Below are 13,447 nucleotides of genomic sequence, written 5' to 3' on the forward strand. Positions count from 1 at the left end.
AGTCTGACCCGCCGGTGGGCGACGGGCAAGAATGACCCAGCGTCGCGTTGCATCCCCTGCCCTGCTTGTGCGATATCCCGCGCGTGTAACAGTGATATAGGGCCGCCCGACATGATCCTCTACCCCGCCATCGACCTCAAAGACGGCAATGCCGTACGCCTGCTGCGTGGTGAAATGGACAAGGCCACCGTGTTCAACGAAGACCCGGCCGCTCAGGCCCGTGCTTTTGTCGAGGCAGGGTGCGAATGGCTGCATCTGGTCGACCTGAACGGCGCATTCGCAGGCGAGCCGGTCAACGCAGCGCCGGTTGAGGCAATTCTGAAAGCGTGCAAGGTGCCTGCGCAACTGGGCGGCGGCATCCGTGACATGGCCACGATCGAAACCTGGATCGAGAAAGGGCTGGCGCGGGTCATTTTGGGCACTGTCGCTGTCGAAAACCCCGACCTTGTGCGCGAAGCAGCCAAAGCCTTTCCCGGCAAGGTCGCCGTCGGAATCGACGCACGCAACGGCATGGTGGCCACCAAGGGCTGGGCCGAAGAGACCGACGTTCAGGTCACCGATCTGGCCCGTAGTTTCGAAGACGCAGGCGTTGCGGCAATCATCTACACCGATATCAATCGCGACGGTGCCATGCAGGGCCCGAACATCGAAGCGACCGCTGCCCTGGCACAGGCCGTTTCCATCCCGGTGATCGCCTCAGGCGGTGTCAGTTCGCTGGACGACCTGATCGCCCTGCGCGATTGTGGCGTTGCGCTGAACGGCGCGATTTCGGGTCGGGCGCTTTATGATGGCGCGATTGACCTGGCCGAGGCCATCCGCGCCCTGTCGTGATCGGTTATTGCGCGGCTGCGGCGGTCAGCTTGGCCAGCGCACCGCGCATCTTTTCGATGACCGGTGATTTGTCGACATCGTTCAGGTCGTCCAATGTCTCTTTCGGGTCTTCATAGATCAGCCACACCTGGCCATTGGCGTCTTCGTAAGCCTGCACCTTGAGAGGCAGAAACAGCCCGGCACGCGGGTCGATCTGCATGGCTGGCGTACCCAGCGCAGGGTTGCCGAAAATCAGTACCTGATTGGCGGGAATGGGCGTGCCGATCTTTTCCGCCCCGGCCGCGTGGTCGATGCGGGCAAACACGGTTGCGCCTGCATTTCCGACAGCAGCTTCAAGCGCGTCCAGCGCCTCGGCCACGGATTTGTCGGTTTGAACCTTGATCAGATCATCTGCCATAGCGGTCAGCGCGCCTCCGAACGAAAAAACATAAGCCAGAATCAGTCTACGCATATCGATATTCCTTCTGTGAAATTCACCCCAATTCTCACAGATTTGAGACCGCTCACAATCACAAGTCTGGCATCGGCAAGGCTTTGCCGCTAGAGGTGCGCCCGTAAAGGATATCCTATGCTGAAAACCCGGATCATTCCCTGCCTTGATGTTGCTGATGGCCGTGTGGTCAAAGGCGTGAATTTCGTGGGCCTGCGCGATGCGGGCGACCCGGTGGAATCGGCCAAAGCCTATGATGCAGCCGGAGCGGACGAGATCTGCTTTCTCGACATTCACGCGACCCATGAGAATCGCGGCACCATGTTCGATGTGGTGCAGCGCACGGCGGAACAGTGTTTCGTGCCGCTGACCGTGGGCGGTGGGGTGCGAACAAAAGACGATGTGCGCGCCTTGCTGCTGGCGGGGGCGGACAAGGTCAGCTTCAACTCGGCCGCGGTTGCCAACCCGGACGTGATTGCCGAAGCGGCAGATCAGTTCGGCAGTCAATGCATTGTCTGCGCCATCGACGCCAAGACCGTCAGCCCCGGCAAGTGGGAAATCTTTACCCATGGCGGGCGCAAACCCACCGGCATTGATGCGGTTGCCTTTGCAAGAGCCGTGGTCGCCAAGGGGGCCGGTGAAATCCTGCTGACCTCAATGGACCGCGACGGCACCAAATCCGGGTTCAACCTGCCGCTGACCCGCGCCATTTCCGACGCGGTAGATGTGCCCGTGATCGCCTCGGGCGGTGTTGGCACTCTGGACCATCTGGTCGAGGGCGTCACCAAGGGCGGCGCAAGCGCCGTATTGGCGGCATCGATTTTCCATTTCGGCGAATACACCATCCGCGAGGCCAAGGAACATATGGTCGCAGCTGGCATCCCCATGAGGTTGACATGAGCATCTTGCACGATCTGGCCGCCACGATCGAGGCACGCAAGGGGGCTGATCCCGACAGCAGCTGGACGGCCAAGCTACTTGCGAAAGGCCCTGAGAAATGCGCCGAGAAATTTGGTGAAGAGGCCATAGAGGCCATCATCGAAGCCGTAAAAGGGGATCAGGTTAAGCTGACCTCGGAAGCGGCGGACGTGTTGTATCACCTTCTGGTCATGCTGGCCGCGCGGGACGTGGCGCTGGATGATGTTCTGGCCGAGCTGGACCGCCGTCAGGGCACCAGTGGTATCGCCGAAAAGGCTGCCCGCCCCAAAGGGTAAGGCCCGGGTTCCGCACCGTCGCCTGTGCCGTTATAATCGGATGCCAGACTGTCAGGCTGAAGGCGCGATATGATCCGAGTTTTGATGCTTGTGGCAACCCTTGCCATCGTGGCTGGCTGCACCTCGCCGCCGCGCTCGACCGGGGATGAGGTGCAGCGGCTCGCCTCGGAGATTCAGGGCCTTGGCCCGGATATCGACCCCGAGGAGGCCCGACGCGCGGCGGGAATTGCTTACGCCTATACCGCCCAGCTGGTCGAGGAATACCAGATCACAGACCCGCCCCTGATCCATAATATGAAGGTCAACAAGGGGCTGCGCCCGCGTGGGCTGTGCTGGCATTGGGCCGAGGATATCGAGCGGCGGCTGAAACAGGAAAACTTCCGGACGCTGGATCTGCACCGTGCCATCGCAAACGCGGACAACCCGACGCGGATCGACCACAGCACCGCAATCATCAGCCGTAAAGGCGCGACGCTGTATGACGGTGTCGTATTGGACCCGTGGCGTTATGGCGGCGTGTTGTTCTGGTCTCCGCTGGTCGAGGATACCCGGTATGACTGGGTCCCGCGCGACGTGGTGCTGGAAAAGCGGCGGAAGGAACAGGTCGCCCGCCTGAAACCTTACGTCCCCGCCAAACCCTAAAGCTTGGACGAAATGATCCCGGTCGAAAATCCACCCATGCGCAATTCGCCAAACAGGCGCTGATATTCAATTTTGGGGCAGCGGTTCATCACCACATCGACCCCACGGGCCTTGGCCTTTGCCGCCGCTTCAGGGTGTTCCACACCAATCTGCATCCAGATCGTACCGAGCGACGGAAACGCATCCAGCGCCTCGTCCACAATAGGTGGCACGGCCTCGGACCGCCGAAAAATGTCCACCATGTCCACAGGCTCGGAAATTTCTGACAGGCTGCCGCAAACCGTCTGACCAAACAGGTCATTGCCCGCGTGGCCCGGATTGACGGGAATCACCTTGAACCCTTTCAGCGACAAATAGCGCGCCACGTAATAGCTGGGTCGCACCGGGTTCATGGAAACGCCGACAACGGCCACCGTCTTGGTGCGTTGCAAAATGGCCTTGAGGTACTGATCGGAATAATCTGGCATGCCCTATCCTTAACAGCGTTCCAAAAAGAAAAAAGCGCCCAAGAAAGCTTGGGCGCCAGTTGTTGGAACGAGGGACAGTGAAATGACCCGCGGCAGTTCCGTTCCGCGGTCACTGTGACATTTAAGCATGGATCTATTAAAAAAAAGAGGGGCGGCGCATTTTTGTGATGACTTTTCACAATTAGCTGAACTTTACCTATCTTCCGTAGAGAATTGCGGGCCAATTTTCTTCGGCCATCGCAATGTACCCTGTTTGATCCTGCTGCCAGATTTCCTCGACCTCGGGCGAATGCGTCAGGTAAAGACGCCCATCGACCACCTGCCACGCATTGGGATCTGTGCTTTTCAGCACGCCCATCGCCATCCCGTACGAGCAATAGCCGCCGAACTGCGGCGCAAAGGCGCGCGGATTGCCCTCGAAGAGCTCACGATTTGTCTGCGATTTGAAATGCCACCGGGCACCTTTCCACATGACCGCATTTTCGGGCACCCCTTTTGAGGGCGCATCGCTGCCAAAATATGACACGGGATCATACCCCGCCAACGCCACACCATCAGTGGCGTAATACACGGGTTTGTCCTGCGCAAATACGGCAGGGGCAAGCAGCACAGTGCTCAGCGAGCAAAGAAGAGTACGTCGGTTCAGCATCGTCACATTGGAATCTGCACATTCAAGACCATCAAGATGCAACTTTTCGCGCTTTTCGAAACCCCTGTTGACGCGGTTGTGAATGAGTGTCCGCCAATTGAAACTTAGTCAAAGACGTCTTCGATCACGTCCCATGCTTCATCGAACACGCGCGCAAGCATGGTCTTTTTCCTCTTTTTGCGCTTTGTTTTCCGAGGGGCAGTATGAGACACAGCGGCGCGCATCGGTTCGGGTTTGAGTACTTTCCGCACGGGCAACATCTTCAGGTCGTGCAGCGGTGCCCCACAGCTGGAACAGCTAAGCTCGTGCCGTTCCTTGCCTTTCAGGATCAGGGCAGCCCGGGTGCCGCAATAACAGCAGGTCGCGATTTTGGCAGGACCGGGAATGACGCTCTCCTTTATTCAGGGTCGCGATGCATATAAGGCGATTGCCGCAGCATTTGAGACGTTCAGGGAACCAAATCCCCCGGCTGCGTCAATTTTAACCAACTGATCCACGGTTTCCTTTGTCTTCTGCCGCAATCCTGGACCTTCCGCGCCCAGCGCAAGCGCGACGGGACGGTTCCGGCCAGTGCCCAAAGCGCCTTCGATTGTCACGTCGGCTTCTCCGTCCAGCCCAAGAACCAGAAAGCCCATGCCCTGAAGCTCGACAATCGCGTCCGAAAGGTTGCGCACCCGCAGATAGGGCTGCCGCTCAAGCGCGCCGCTGGCGGTTTTTGCCAGTGCTCCGGTCTCGGGCGCGGAGTGGTGGCGTGTGCCGATCACAGCACTGGCCCCCAGAACTTCGGCCGAGCGCAGAATCGCCCCAACATTGTGCGGGTCGGTGACCCGGTCCAGCAGAATGACACGAGGGTTTTCACGACCGATGCAGTTATCTGCCAGACTACCCCATTCCAACGGCTTGACCTCTAGCGCTGCGCCCTGATGTACTGATCCGGCATCGATGGGGGCAGAAAACTTGCGCGGGTCGACTATCTCGGCCTCGATCCCAGCAAATTCAATAGCTTCCGCCAGTTTATCGCATGCATTCCGCGTCACCATCAGGTGTAGTTTTTGCCGTTTTGGGTTCATCAGCGCATCGCGAACCGCGTGCAGGCCAAACAGCCAGACGGTTTCTGCAGCGGCAGCTTTGCGCGCCTGTTCCTTTTCGACGACCCATTTGGGTTTCTTCATTTCAAGGGCCTCCGGGCCGGGAATTCGGTTTCCTGCGCCAAAGGGAAATTTTCCTGTTGACGCTCCTTTGGTGCGCTAGTAATCACGCCTCCACGTCAGGTGCAACGCCTGACAGTGGGCGACAGGCCGCAAGGTGTGGCAGGGGACTGTAACTCCCTCGCGGAGACGCACGCCTGGTTCGATTCCAGGGTCGCCCACCACTCAGTCTCCACAAAACCTTGGCATACGCGTCCCTCCCGCGTAGTGTTTATTTTTCCGTGGGTTACGAGGGGCGACGGCGGTAGAGACCTCGCATTTGGTCTCTGATCCGGGCCATTTCTGCGCGATATCGGCAGAAGTCTCAGCGGGGCATTCGCGCGTGAGGTCTTAGGGCAGGCCTGGATGCGCTATTGATGCGGAAAGCCCAGACTCTTCCGCTGTTCATCCCAGTCCAGCGGTAATTCCGGAAGGCTACGCAACTTCATTGCTGTGAGATGTTTTGGCTGACAACCCTCGAGAATGGCCGTTGAAATATCCGGTGCCAGCCAGGCAAGTGGCAGGATGCGACTGATCGATCCACTTCGGAGCCCTTCGCGGTCTTCGATTTCGCGAATGCTGCCGGACGTGCCGTCAAGAAGTTCGGCCCACCATCGTCTCGCATCAGCGACAAGGTTGATGAGGCCCTGATCCGGCTGAGGCGCATCGGGCGACGCAATGATGATCGGCCTCGCCCGTCCGGTCTGACGCTTTTGGAACGGGACCTCGAAGGCGGCATGGACTGGTAGTTTCGCGTTCTCAGTTGGCTGTAACGCACCTAAATCCAACCGAACACAAAACTGTTCCTTTGACAAATCCATGCGATCAACCAGGCCATTGAGGTGATGTGCATCTGTGTGTTCACCCTCATCGGCAATCTGGTTGCTCAGAGAATCCGCTGCCCGAAGGATGTCCGTGATCGATGAAGGATCCAAATCGACAGCCGATCTGATCTGCCGGGTCAGCCATGACTGATCGTCCAGGCGGGTCTTGAGCCCACTCAGAACCAGCCGCTCGACTTCTCCTGCGGGCAATCGTTCGATACTGCCTTGGTTGTCTGAGCTGGACGGCGTTGACGTGTAATACCAGTACCGCCGCGATTGGGTGGTTCCACCCTTGTGCGCAGACTTGATGGCGTAGGTCGTGCGCATTGGACGGCCCACGGTATCAAAGAGCAGCCCGTCCAGCAGGCGCCGAGCCGACCGTCGGGACGTTGCGCTCTTGTTGCCACCGTGGCTTGCAAGCAGCTCCTGCACCTGCCGCCAGGTAGCTTCGTCTATGATGGCCTTATGTAAACCATCATGGAACTCATACTTGTGACGGGTCTTGCCGATGTAGACGGGGTTGCGCAGGATGTTGTAGAGCGCGCCACGAGAGAAGGACGTACCTCCCGTCGTGCGACCGTATCGGTCGGTCCGGCGTTTGCTTACGATACCGAGGGCGTCGAGCCTGTCGGACAGTTCGCGTACCGATCCGACCGCCAGGTACTCGGCAAATAAGGTGCGGATCGCTTCGGCCTCAACCGGGTTAACAATCAACGCTTTATCGTTGACGTCGTACCCCATTGGCACCGCGCCCCCCATCCACATCCCCTTACGTTTGGAAGCTGCAACCTTGTCCCGGATACGCTCAGCCGTCACCTCACGCTCGAACTGGGCGAATGACAATAGGACGTTAAGGGTCAGGCGACCCATCGACGAGGTTGTATTGAAGGCTTGGGTGACCGACACGAACGACACCCCTGCCTCGTCGAAGAGATCGACCATCTTCGCAAAGTCCGCCAGCGACCGGGTCAGGCGGTCAACCTTGTAGACAACAATGACGTCGACTCGGCCTGCCTCAACATCGTTAAGCAATTTTGTAATTCCGGGTCGGTCCATGGATCCGCCGGAGAACCCGCCATCGTCATAGCGATCGGAGAGCTCTGCCCAGCCCTCGTGCTTCTGGCTGAGTATATAGGCCGCACAGGCCTCACGTTGCGCATCCAGCGAGTTGAAGTCCTGCTCCAGCCCCTCCTCAGTCGACTTGCGGGTGTAGATGGCACAGCGTTGGCGGATCATGGCTTTGCGACCTCGCGCAACCCGAAGAACCTGGGTCCGTTGCGGTTGGTCCCGGTCATCGCCCGCGCCACCGCCGACAGCGAGGAATAGCTCTGGCCGTTCCATGTCGCACCGCCATCCGCTGTGATCAGCACTTCATGCATCTTCCCGCCCCAGTCCTTCAAGATGCGAGTGCCATCACCAACCGTTGCTGGCACGGCGCCCCCGCGGCTTTTCAGGGAACGCGAGTCAATCCGTGCCCGGATGACCCGCTTCCAGGCACGGCGTGCAAGGGCGTTCTCGCCTCCCGCCGAAACAGCTTGTGCGTCGCATGCCAGCGACAACCGCATTAAGCGCGCGGTAAAGGTTTTGGGCGGCGCGGTGCCCCTTGTCTCCAGCCAGATCCGGCGCAGCGTTGCGGCGTCGGCTTCTGCCAGTCGGCAGATATCGGGGGCGGTCACGGTCAACGTCATTGTCCTTCCCCGGGCATGATACGGTAGCGGGCCACCCTGCCCGACCGGTCAAGTTCGACAGGTACGCCTGACGACCGCAGCTGCGAGATCGCCGCGCGTATCGTATGCGGCTGCCAGCCCAACTGCTTTTGGATCTGCACAACTGTTGCCCCGGTGCGGCGCGCTAGCAGTTTGCGCAGCATCTCGGTCTTACTCTTGCCCGCTGGCTTTGCCGACGTGGACGTCGCGGGGGCGGTGGAAAGAGCCCCAGTAATTTGTTCGGTCATTATCCTCTCCTGTTGGTCGCGGGGCTTTCTCGCGCCCGTACTGACCAAAGCCCGGCGTTCCGGGCGGGAGGTTCAATTCGTTCAACAACCTCAGTGACGCTCACCCTTGCCCAGAAGTCCAGTGGAAGATCGGCATTCAAACGCCAGGAATGGCGGGCAGTTGTCGCCGCCCGCTTGGTCATCATATGTCGATCTTTTCAGCGATATTCAGCGATATTCAGCGCGTCTTCCAGCTCGACGCCTAAGTATCGAACTGTGCTGTCCACCTTGCTGTGGCCGAGTAAAAGCTGCACTGCGCGCAGGTTGCCGGTCTTGCGGTAGATCAGCGCAGCCTTGGTACGCCGTAGCGAGTGTGTGCCATACGGCTGCTTAAAGCGACAAAGTCGCCATTTGCTAAAAGTGTTCGGAGGCTGCATTGAGCCCGGTGCAGACTATGCTGAATCGCGCAGAAACCGACGCGATGCGCGGTTTGCGGACATCGCTTGTGAAAGAGGCAGCCGATTGCGATCTCTCCTCGGTCGCCGCGTCGCTGCAATGCAGCTTCACCGAACCGGCCGTTGGCGCGCTGCGCAGCGCGATGGGCTAGGCGAATGACTGAGTCGCGGGACGAAGCCGCCATACAAATACTTTGTCTTTGGCGGAATTTTGATAATCTCTAAGAGCGTCAGATCTACCAATCAAAATCACAAAACTGGCTGTATAGACCCAAATCAGAACCTGAATTTGACTCCAAGAACCGGCCCGTGCTGATCGACGTCATATTCGAACGCCCCCGTGGACAGCGTGTCGCTGTAGTCCATGCTGAAATATCGCCACCCAAAGAACAGCGAAGTTGTCTCCCACGGACGCCAATCTACACCAACATTGGCTCCGATTTGCAGGTCGTTGCCGCCTGCGCCAAAGCCGCCAAGCTCCAAGGATGCAATTGCAGTCCACCGCTCGTTAAGCACCCAAGTGCCACGTGCACCGATTACCGGTTCCCACCAGCCTTCATCGCCGCCCAACACAGGGATTGGTGCCGGAGATGTTACTGTAATCTCCTGACGCAACGAGTTGTAGCGCGCGCCAGCCTGTAGATCGATGGCGTAGCGCTGCCCATTCCCCCTGATTGCGTCAACGGCCTTGTACGCTGCATATAAACCCAGCCATTCTTGACGAATATCAGCGCTGAACGAGGCGCTTCCAGGTGTGGGCAAGCTGCCATCGGCTTCAAGCGAAACATAGTTGGCGTCAATTATGAAACCCCAATCGGCGCGCCAGGCTTCGAATCTACCGGCTGCGGCGAAATCAAGGAGTTCCAGTGCATCGCCAAAATCGAGATCGAGTGGAACGGTTGTTCCTGCAACCGTTGAGTCTCCCTTTGTTTTAACCGGTAGAAACGCGTAGATCGAAAGGGTGTGACGCCATTCTGTTTCACTCTGGCCGCTGAGGGGAATTGCCTCGGATTGGGCGGCCGTACCAACGCTTAGAAGCGCAATGGTGATGGCAGTATTGAGCAAAGTGGTTTTCATTGTCTTGTCCTAAGAATGGAAGCGAAGCGGGCCATCTCAGGGATGACCCGCCAACCTGTTTCAATGACCTTCGGCGCTGAGGCGGGCCTCTTCTGGGGTCATTGGGGCGCGGTGCGGGAACTGCTCTACACGACCCATGTGCTGTTGCAGGATCTGCTGCATTGGCTGCACCACCCATAGACCTGGGTAGAGCGCCCCATACTTCTCGCCGGGATCGCGCATGACATTGTAGAAATCCATGCCAGGCAGACCGCCATGCCCCTCGGTGATGTGGATCTTGTGATCTTCGAAGCGGAAGGCTCCAAGCGTGTCGGCGCTGTAGTGAGCCATGAACTGGCGACGTCCGTGGCCTTCACCGTTCAGAAGAAGTGAAGTCTGATCCACACCGTCGGTGATCCGGTCGTCGGGTATCAGGTCCATCGCACCACCGATACGCGCAGCCGTGGTAAACCAATCGGTCACGTGCACAATATCCGTCGGATGCTGACCTGGCTCGATCATACCCGGCCACCAGGCCATTACTGGCACGCGCACACCACCTTCTAGTACGTCCCCTTTGGCACCACGCAGAAGCGTGTAACCGGCAGTTGGCCAGAAGGCGTACATTGGCCCGTTGTCGCTGGTCCAGACAACCAATGTATTCTCGGCAATGCCCTCAGCCTTCAGCGTCGTCAAAAGCTGATCGACATGCTGGTTATGCATCGCCATGAACGACGCTTGGCGATTGTTCTTGTCCACGTGATCGACGTCTGCAAACTCTTGGCTTGGCGCAATCTGCTGCGCGTAGGAAGCCCAGTAGATGTAAAAGGGATTCTCGTCGTTGGCGTGATCTTTTACGAATTGGGTGATCTGAGCGATGGACTCGTTTTCAAAGGCTTCTTGACGCTCGGGGGAAAGGTCACCTGCAACGCCTTCGATAGGAGTTCGTCCCTCACCCTTGCGACCGACATAGCCACCGATGGACAGGTCGATCCCTGTGAGTTCCTCGTACTGATCGTAGCCGGGGAAGTCAGCAAAAGGGAAAGTTCCGTTCGGGTCCTCGTATGAGGCTTGCCAGTAGTCCGGAGCACCGTTGAAGAGGCCATAGTAGGCATAGTCATAACCTTGATTCTCAGGCGCGTGTTCAGGCAGGTCACCGAGGTGCCATTTGCCCCACATGGCAGTGTTGTAACCTACCTCCGAAAGAATCTCGGCAGTGGTGACTTCTTCAGGAGAAAGCCCCTCCACCGAGCCAGGCCAAAGCACGCTCAAAAGGCCTGTGCGCACAGGGTGTCGACCGGTGTTGATCGCAATCCGTGTGGGCGTGCATGAGGGCTCAGCATAGCCCGACCAGAAGCGCATTCCTTCAAAGGCCATCTGGTCAAGAGCATCCGAGGGTGTTCCGCGGTGCTTACCACCACCTTGCCAACCCAGTTCGCCCCAGCCGACATCGTCGGTTAGAATGTATATGATGTTGGGCTTCTTGCCGAACTTAGCTTCCAGCTCAGCCAGCTTGGCGTCAATGGCTTCGTCTTCGGCAGCCCAAGCGGCAGCGTTACGTTCAGAATGAGCCATGTGCGGACCATCGGGTTCAATAGCAAGGGTAGATTGGACCCCGGCGAAGAACACGGCCGTAGTAAGCCCAAGTTTGTGGGGAAGATTCATCGTATTGCCTCCTAGAACTGAGCATGTCGGTGAGTTCGGGTCAATCGGAGCGTTGTTTTGCCAGGTCCGACAAACGTGCAAGTTCGTCTGCCAAAAGACGCGCATCTACTGCTTCAAGGGCGGAGAGCTCGGCATCTTCCATCGCAACCAACGCGAAGTCCAATGCCAGAGCTGCGTTTTGCTCAAGTTGCGCGGTGCAACGATCTGCGAGATGGGCATCGGCCCGTGTTTTGATTGAAACCAACTGCGCGCGCGCCATTTCGGAGCGCTTTGTTAGACGTTCGGCTAGGTCTTGCCAGGCCACTGCGATCTCGCTTTCAGTCGATTGAATGCGCGACTCCATTTGGCTTTGATGCCTTCGAAGAGTGTCTTTGAGCGCCTTGATACGCTGCTCGCGCCTGTCACCGGTTTCGGCGAAAAAGGCTTCTGCTCGCGCCTCGACGTCACCGATCAGAATCGACAAATCCGAGAGTCGTTCAGATAGTTTTGTCACTCCGGTTCCTTTCTATTTTGTTGTCCGGAAAGGCCGAAAACAAAGCTCTCCCGGCACCTGCCAAAGGGGTTCCGGCAGGTCTGCGCTTGGATCCTGATTTCAGTTGACTGGCTGTATTGCTGCCACCGAAGTTGCATAACGCATGCAATTAAATCAATATCTCAATTAGAATAACTAAAATTCTAAAAAGGAATTTTATAATTGGATCAGCTTTTTGCAATGAGCGCCTTTGTGCGAGTCGCCCAGACTAAGAGCTTCCAAGAAGCTGCAAGGCTGGAAGGTATGGCGCAGGGCACCATCAGCAAAAGGGTCGCAGCGTTGGAGAAACATCTCGGCACACAACTGCTGCGGCGCAACCAGCGCGGCATCACTCTAACTGCTTTGGGGGAGACCTATTTCGAGAGCTGCCTCCAAATCCTTGAAGACGTTGACGCGGCGGATTCCCGCATTCGAACCGATGCAGGAACACCCGCTGGCACAGTGCGCCTTTCCATGTCACCTGTTCTGTCGCGCCTGGTGATCGCCCCGCTTCTGGTCGCGTTTTGTCGGGAATATCCCGAAATACGCGTCGCCTCGTTTCTGACCGAGGATCACATCGACATCATAGGTGAGGGTATTGATGTTGCTGTTCGCGCACGACACATGGAGGACTCAGCACTCGTTGCATCACGCCTATCCTCCAACCCTCTGATCCTGGCAGCTGCGCCTTCGTATCTGGAACAAGCGGGACGGCTGGATCAGCCCGAAGATTTGGCCAATCATAAATGTCTCGTATTCTCACGTATGCGCGCGACACAAACATGGCGTCTAACTAAAGGGCGCAAGGAGCGAGACGTAGTGGTGGCAGGCGGGTTTGCAGCCGATCAGGGCGACACGCTTGTTGAATATGCGAGAAACGGTGCCGGGATCGTAATGATGCCGGAGTGGGTGATGGCGAAAGAACTGGCAAGCGGACAGCTTGAGCGCGTTCTGCCAGAGTGGGAACCGCCAAACATCCCGCTGCACATCGTATTTTCTACCAGCGCGGCTGTACCCTTGCGCACGAGGCTGCTGATCGATTTCATCCGGCGCGAAGTGCGCAGCAAAGCTATACTCCCTCGCTGAGTGCCAGCACTGTTTTGATGCAGATCATGGTTGGAACACCAAAAGGAGCATCAATATCTGTTGCAAGGTGATGAGGTTACGGCCGAAAGGATGTGCATGAAATTCTCCGCCAGATGGAAAGCCGCCTTTGACGCTCGCGATAGGCAAGCATTTGAAGCCATGATTCACGACGACTTCGCATTTGTCCGCCATCAGCTTGGAAAAGACCTGCACAAGGCCGAAATGGTAAACATTTGGTCCGCTGACGGACCAAGGCCGGTACGCCGGAACTATCGCGTCGTCTATGAGAACGACGATATTCTCGTCACGCACCAGTTCATTGAATTTCCCAGCGGCGACAAGGAGTCAGTGATGGTGGTGATGCTGCTATCGGACGGACAGTTGTATCGGATGGAAACTGGCGCGACACCGATCGGGTGAGGCGGGTATATACTGGCGGATAACTGCGCGTGCTTTTTTGGGGGGCGATAATAAGGAGGGTATTGAATTAAAGGAAC

18 protein-coding genes, 1 tRNA gene and 1 pseudogene are annotated in these 13,447 nt (G+C 57.8%); 8 read left to right on the plus strand and 12 right to left on the minus strand.

Features of this window, described 5'->3' with window-relative positions; translation table 11 throughout:
- Positions 1 to 111: 111 nt before the first annotated feature.
- Complete coding sequence (gene hisA, locus AC2FLZ_RS20200; RefSeq protein ID WP_480493786.1) at positions 112 to 831, plus strand: 1-(5-phosphoribosyl)-5-[(5-phosphoribosylamino)methylideneamino]imidazole-4-carboxamide isomerase; 720 nt, start codon at positions 112 to 114, stop codon at positions 829 to 831.
- Between the two features lie 4 nt (positions 832 to 835).
- On the opposite strand, the gene AC2FLZ_RS20205 is transcribed toward hisA, so the two are convergent.
- Positions 836 to 1,282, minus strand: a complete 447-nt coding sequence (locus AC2FLZ_RS20205; protein WP_480493785.1) for a DUF302 domain-containing protein — start codon at positions 1,280 to 1,282, stop codon at positions 836 to 838.
- Between the two features lie 117 nt (positions 1,283 to 1,399).
- On the opposite strand from AC2FLZ_RS20205, the gene hisF reads away from it, so the two are divergent.
- The 3 genes from hisF (at position 1,400) to AC2FLZ_RS20220 (ending at position 3,117) form a co-directional block, all read left to right on the plus strand.
- A complete protein-coding gene (gene hisF, locus AC2FLZ_RS20210) occupies positions 1,400 to 2,161 on the plus strand; it encodes an imidazole glycerol phosphate synthase subunit HisF (protein WP_480476924.1) in 762 nt (253 codons plus the stop codon).
- Complete coding sequence (locus tag AC2FLZ_RS20215) at positions 2,158 to 2,475, plus strand: phosphoribosyl-ATP diphosphatase (RefSeq protein WP_480475891.1); 318 nt, start codon at positions 2,158 to 2,160, stop codon at positions 2,473 to 2,475. The genes hisF and AC2FLZ_RS20215 overlap by 4 nt, the downstream gene beginning before the upstream one ends.
- A gap of 69 nt (positions 2,476 to 2,544) precedes the next feature.
- Positions 2,545 to 3,117 (plus strand): hypothetical protein, encoded by a 573-nt coding sequence (locus AC2FLZ_RS20220; RefSeq protein ID WP_480516255.1) that lies wholly within the window; start codon positions 2,545 to 2,547, stop codon positions 3,115 to 3,117.
- Here AC2FLZ_RS20220 and AC2FLZ_RS20225 read toward each other — a convergent pair.
- The 4 genes from AC2FLZ_RS20225 to rlmB all read right to left on the minus strand — a co-directional run bounded on the left by AC2FLZ_RS20225 (position 3,114) and on the right by rlmB (position 5,405).
- Positions 3,114 to 3,584, minus strand: coding sequence for a CoA-binding protein (locus tag AC2FLZ_RS20225; RefSeq protein ID WP_480475887.1), 471 nt, complete (start codon positions 3,582 to 3,584; stop codon positions 3,114 to 3,116). The genes AC2FLZ_RS20220 and AC2FLZ_RS20225 overlap by 4 nt on opposite strands.
- Before the next feature lie 196 nt (positions 3,585 to 3,780).
- Entirely contained in the window at positions 3,781 to 4,233 is a 453-nt protein-coding gene (locus AC2FLZ_RS20230) for a YHS domain-containing (seleno)protein (protein ID WP_480475885.1), read from the minus strand.
- Positions 4,234 to 4,337: 104 nt separating this feature from the next.
- Positions 4,338 to 4,619: a hypothetical protein gene (locus AC2FLZ_RS20235; protein ID WP_480517718.1), complete on the minus strand. Its 282-nt coding sequence runs from the start codon at positions 4,617 to 4,619 to the stop codon at positions 4,338 to 4,340.
- Between the two features lie 15 nt (positions 4,620 to 4,634).
- Entirely contained in the window at positions 4,635 to 5,405 is a 771-nt protein-coding gene (gene rlmB / locus AC2FLZ_RS20240) for a 23S rRNA (guanosine(2251)-2'-O)-methyltransferase RlmB (protein WP_496882672.1), read from the minus strand.
- Between the two features lie 116 nt (positions 5,406 to 5,521).
- Here rlmB and AC2FLZ_RS20245 point away from each other — a divergent pair.
- Positions 5,522 to 5,605, plus strand: a tRNA-Tyr gene (locus tag AC2FLZ_RS20245).
- Between the two features lie 186 nt (positions 5,606 to 5,791).
- Here the strand turns inward: AC2FLZ_RS20245 and AC2FLZ_RS20250 are convergent.
- From AC2FLZ_RS20250 to AC2FLZ_RS20265, 4 genes and pseudogenes are all read right to left on the minus strand, one after another.
- Positions 5,792 to 7,480, minus strand: coding sequence for a recombinase family protein (locus tag AC2FLZ_RS20250; RefSeq protein ID WP_496882673.1), 1,689 nt, complete (start codon positions 7,478 to 7,480; stop codon positions 5,792 to 5,794).
- Positions 7,477 to 7,932, minus strand: coding sequence for a DUF2924 domain-containing protein (locus AC2FLZ_RS20255; RefSeq protein ID WP_496882674.1), 456 nt, complete (start codon positions 7,930 to 7,932; stop codon positions 7,477 to 7,479). Before AC2FLZ_RS20255 ends, AC2FLZ_RS20250 begins: the two co-directional genes overlap by 4 nt.
- Positions 7,929 to 8,198 carry a DUF3489 domain-containing protein gene (locus AC2FLZ_RS20260; protein WP_496882675.1) on the minus strand — a complete coding sequence of 90 codons (270 nt, stop codon included), beginning with the start codon at positions 8,196 to 8,198 and terminating at the stop codon, positions 7,929 to 7,931. Before AC2FLZ_RS20260 ends, AC2FLZ_RS20255 begins: the two co-directional genes overlap by 4 nt.
- 197 nt (positions 8,199 to 8,395) lie before the next feature.
- Positions 8,396 to 8,560, minus strand: a pseudogene (locus tag AC2FLZ_RS20265) (tyrosine-type recombinase/integrase); the annotation flags it as partial.
- A gap of 71 nt (positions 8,561 to 8,631) precedes the next feature.
- Between AC2FLZ_RS20265 and AC2FLZ_RS20270 the strand changes: the two are divergent.
- The gene (locus AC2FLZ_RS20270) at positions 8,632 to 8,784 is read left to right on the plus strand and encodes a hypothetical protein (RefSeq protein WP_496715956.1); all 153 of its coding nucleotides are present in this window, start codon (positions 8,632 to 8,634) and stop codon (positions 8,782 to 8,784) included.
- Between the two features lie 124 nt (positions 8,785 to 8,908).
- On the opposite strand, the gene AC2FLZ_RS20275 is transcribed toward AC2FLZ_RS20270, so the two are convergent.
- Genes AC2FLZ_RS20275 through AC2FLZ_RS20285 form a run of 3 tightly spaced genes read right to left on the minus strand, consistent with a single transcriptional unit; the run spans position 8,909 to position 11,816 of the window.
- Positions 8,909 to 9,709 (minus strand): outer membrane protein, encoded by an 801-nt coding sequence (locus AC2FLZ_RS20275; protein ID WP_480521049.1) that lies wholly within the window; start codon positions 9,707 to 9,709, stop codon positions 8,909 to 8,911.
- A gap of 60 nt (positions 9,710 to 9,769) precedes the next feature.
- Positions 9,770 to 11,353 (minus strand): sulfatase-like hydrolase/transferase, encoded by a 1,584-nt coding sequence (locus tag AC2FLZ_RS20280; protein WP_480521047.1) that lies wholly within the window; start codon positions 11,351 to 11,353, stop codon positions 9,770 to 9,772.
- Positions 11,354 to 11,393: 40 nt separating this feature from the next.
- Positions 11,394 to 11,816 carry a hypothetical protein gene (locus AC2FLZ_RS20285; RefSeq protein WP_496715960.1) on the minus strand — a complete coding sequence of 141 codons (423 nt, stop codon included), beginning with the start codon at positions 11,814 to 11,816 and terminating at the stop codon, positions 11,394 to 11,396.
- Positions 11,817 to 12,065: 249 nt separating this feature from the next.
- Here AC2FLZ_RS20285 and AC2FLZ_RS20290 point away from each other — a divergent pair, with 249 nt between their 5' ends.
- Together AC2FLZ_RS20290 and AC2FLZ_RS20295 are read left to right on the plus strand one after the other, a co-directional pair.
- Positions 12,066 to 12,950, plus strand: coding sequence for a LysR family transcriptional regulator (locus AC2FLZ_RS20290; protein ID WP_496882676.1), 885 nt, complete (start codon positions 12,066 to 12,068; stop codon positions 12,948 to 12,950).
- A gap of 96 nt (positions 12,951 to 13,046) precedes the next feature.
- Positions 13,047 to 13,370 carry a DUF4440 domain-containing protein gene (locus tag AC2FLZ_RS20295; RefSeq protein WP_480555496.1) on the plus strand — a complete coding sequence of 108 codons (324 nt, stop codon included), beginning with the start codon at positions 13,047 to 13,049 and terminating at the stop codon, positions 13,368 to 13,370.
- Positions 13,371 to 13,447 lie beyond the last annotated feature (77 nt).

The organism is Ruegeria sp. YKSF131 (assembly GCF_059612645.1).

What these genes read in the sequence shown, in the direction of transcription:
- hisA (WP_480493786.1), top strand. Translation starts at nt 112, where the DNA reads ATGATCCTCTACCCCGCCATCGACCTCAAAGACGGCAATGCCGTACGC.
- AC2FLZ_RS20205 (WP_480493785.1), bottom strand. Translation starts at nt 1,282, where the DNA reads ATGCGTAGACTGATTCTGGCTTATGTTTTTTCGTTCGGAGGCGCGCTG.
- hisF (WP_480476924.1), top strand. Translation starts at nt 1,400, where the DNA reads ATGCTGAAAACCCGGATCATTCCCTGCCTTGATGTTGCTGATGGCCGT.
- AC2FLZ_RS20215 (WP_480475891.1), top strand. Translation starts at nt 2,158, where the DNA reads ATGAGCATCTTGCACGATCTGGCCGCCACGATCGAGGCACGCAAGGGG.
- AC2FLZ_RS20220 (WP_480516255.1), top strand. Translation starts at nt 2,545, where the DNA reads ATGATCCGAGTTTTGATGCTTGTGGCAACCCTTGCCATCGTGGCTGGC.
- AC2FLZ_RS20225 (WP_480475887.1), bottom strand. Translation starts at nt 3,584, where the DNA reads ATGCCAGATTATTCCGATCAGTACCTCAAGGCCATTTTGCAACGCACC.
- AC2FLZ_RS20230 (WP_480475885.1), bottom strand. Translation starts at nt 4,233, where the DNA reads ATGCTGAACCGACGTACTCTTCTTTGCTCGCTGAGCACTGTGCTGCTT.
- rlmB (WP_496882672.1), bottom strand. Translation starts at nt 5,405, where the DNA reads ATGAAGAAACCCAAATGGGTCGTCGAAAAGGAACAGGCGCGCAAAGCT.
- AC2FLZ_RS20250 (WP_496882673.1), bottom strand. Translation starts at nt 7,480, where the DNA reads ATGATCCGCCAACGCTGTGCCATCTACACCCGCAAGTCGACTGAGGAG.
- AC2FLZ_RS20255 (WP_496882674.1), bottom strand. Translation starts at nt 7,932, where the DNA reads ATGACGTTGACCGTGACCGCCCCCGATATCTGCCGACTGGCAGAAGCC.
- AC2FLZ_RS20260 (WP_496882675.1), bottom strand. Translation starts at nt 8,198, where the DNA reads ATGACCGAACAAATTACTGGGGCTCTTTCCACCGCCCCCGCGACGTCC.
- AC2FLZ_RS20270 (WP_496715956.1), top strand. Translation starts at nt 8,632, where the DNA reads ATGCTGAATCGCGCAGAAACCGACGCGATGCGCGGTTTGCGGACATCG.
- AC2FLZ_RS20275 (WP_480521049.1), bottom strand. Translation starts at nt 9,709, where the DNA reads ATGAAAACCACTTTGCTCAATACTGCCATCACCATTGCGCTTCTAAGC.
- AC2FLZ_RS20280 (WP_480521047.1), bottom strand. Translation starts at nt 11,353, where the DNA reads ATGAATCTTCCCCACAAACTTGGGCTTACTACGGCCGTGTTCTTCGCC.
- AC2FLZ_RS20290 (WP_496882676.1), top strand. Translation starts at nt 12,066, where the DNA reads ATGAGCGCCTTTGTGCGAGTCGCCCAGACTAAGAGCTTCCAAGAAGCT.
- AC2FLZ_RS20295 (WP_480555496.1), top strand. Translation starts at nt 13,047, where the DNA reads ATGAAATTCTCCGCCAGATGGAAAGCCGCCTTTGACGCTCGCGATAGG.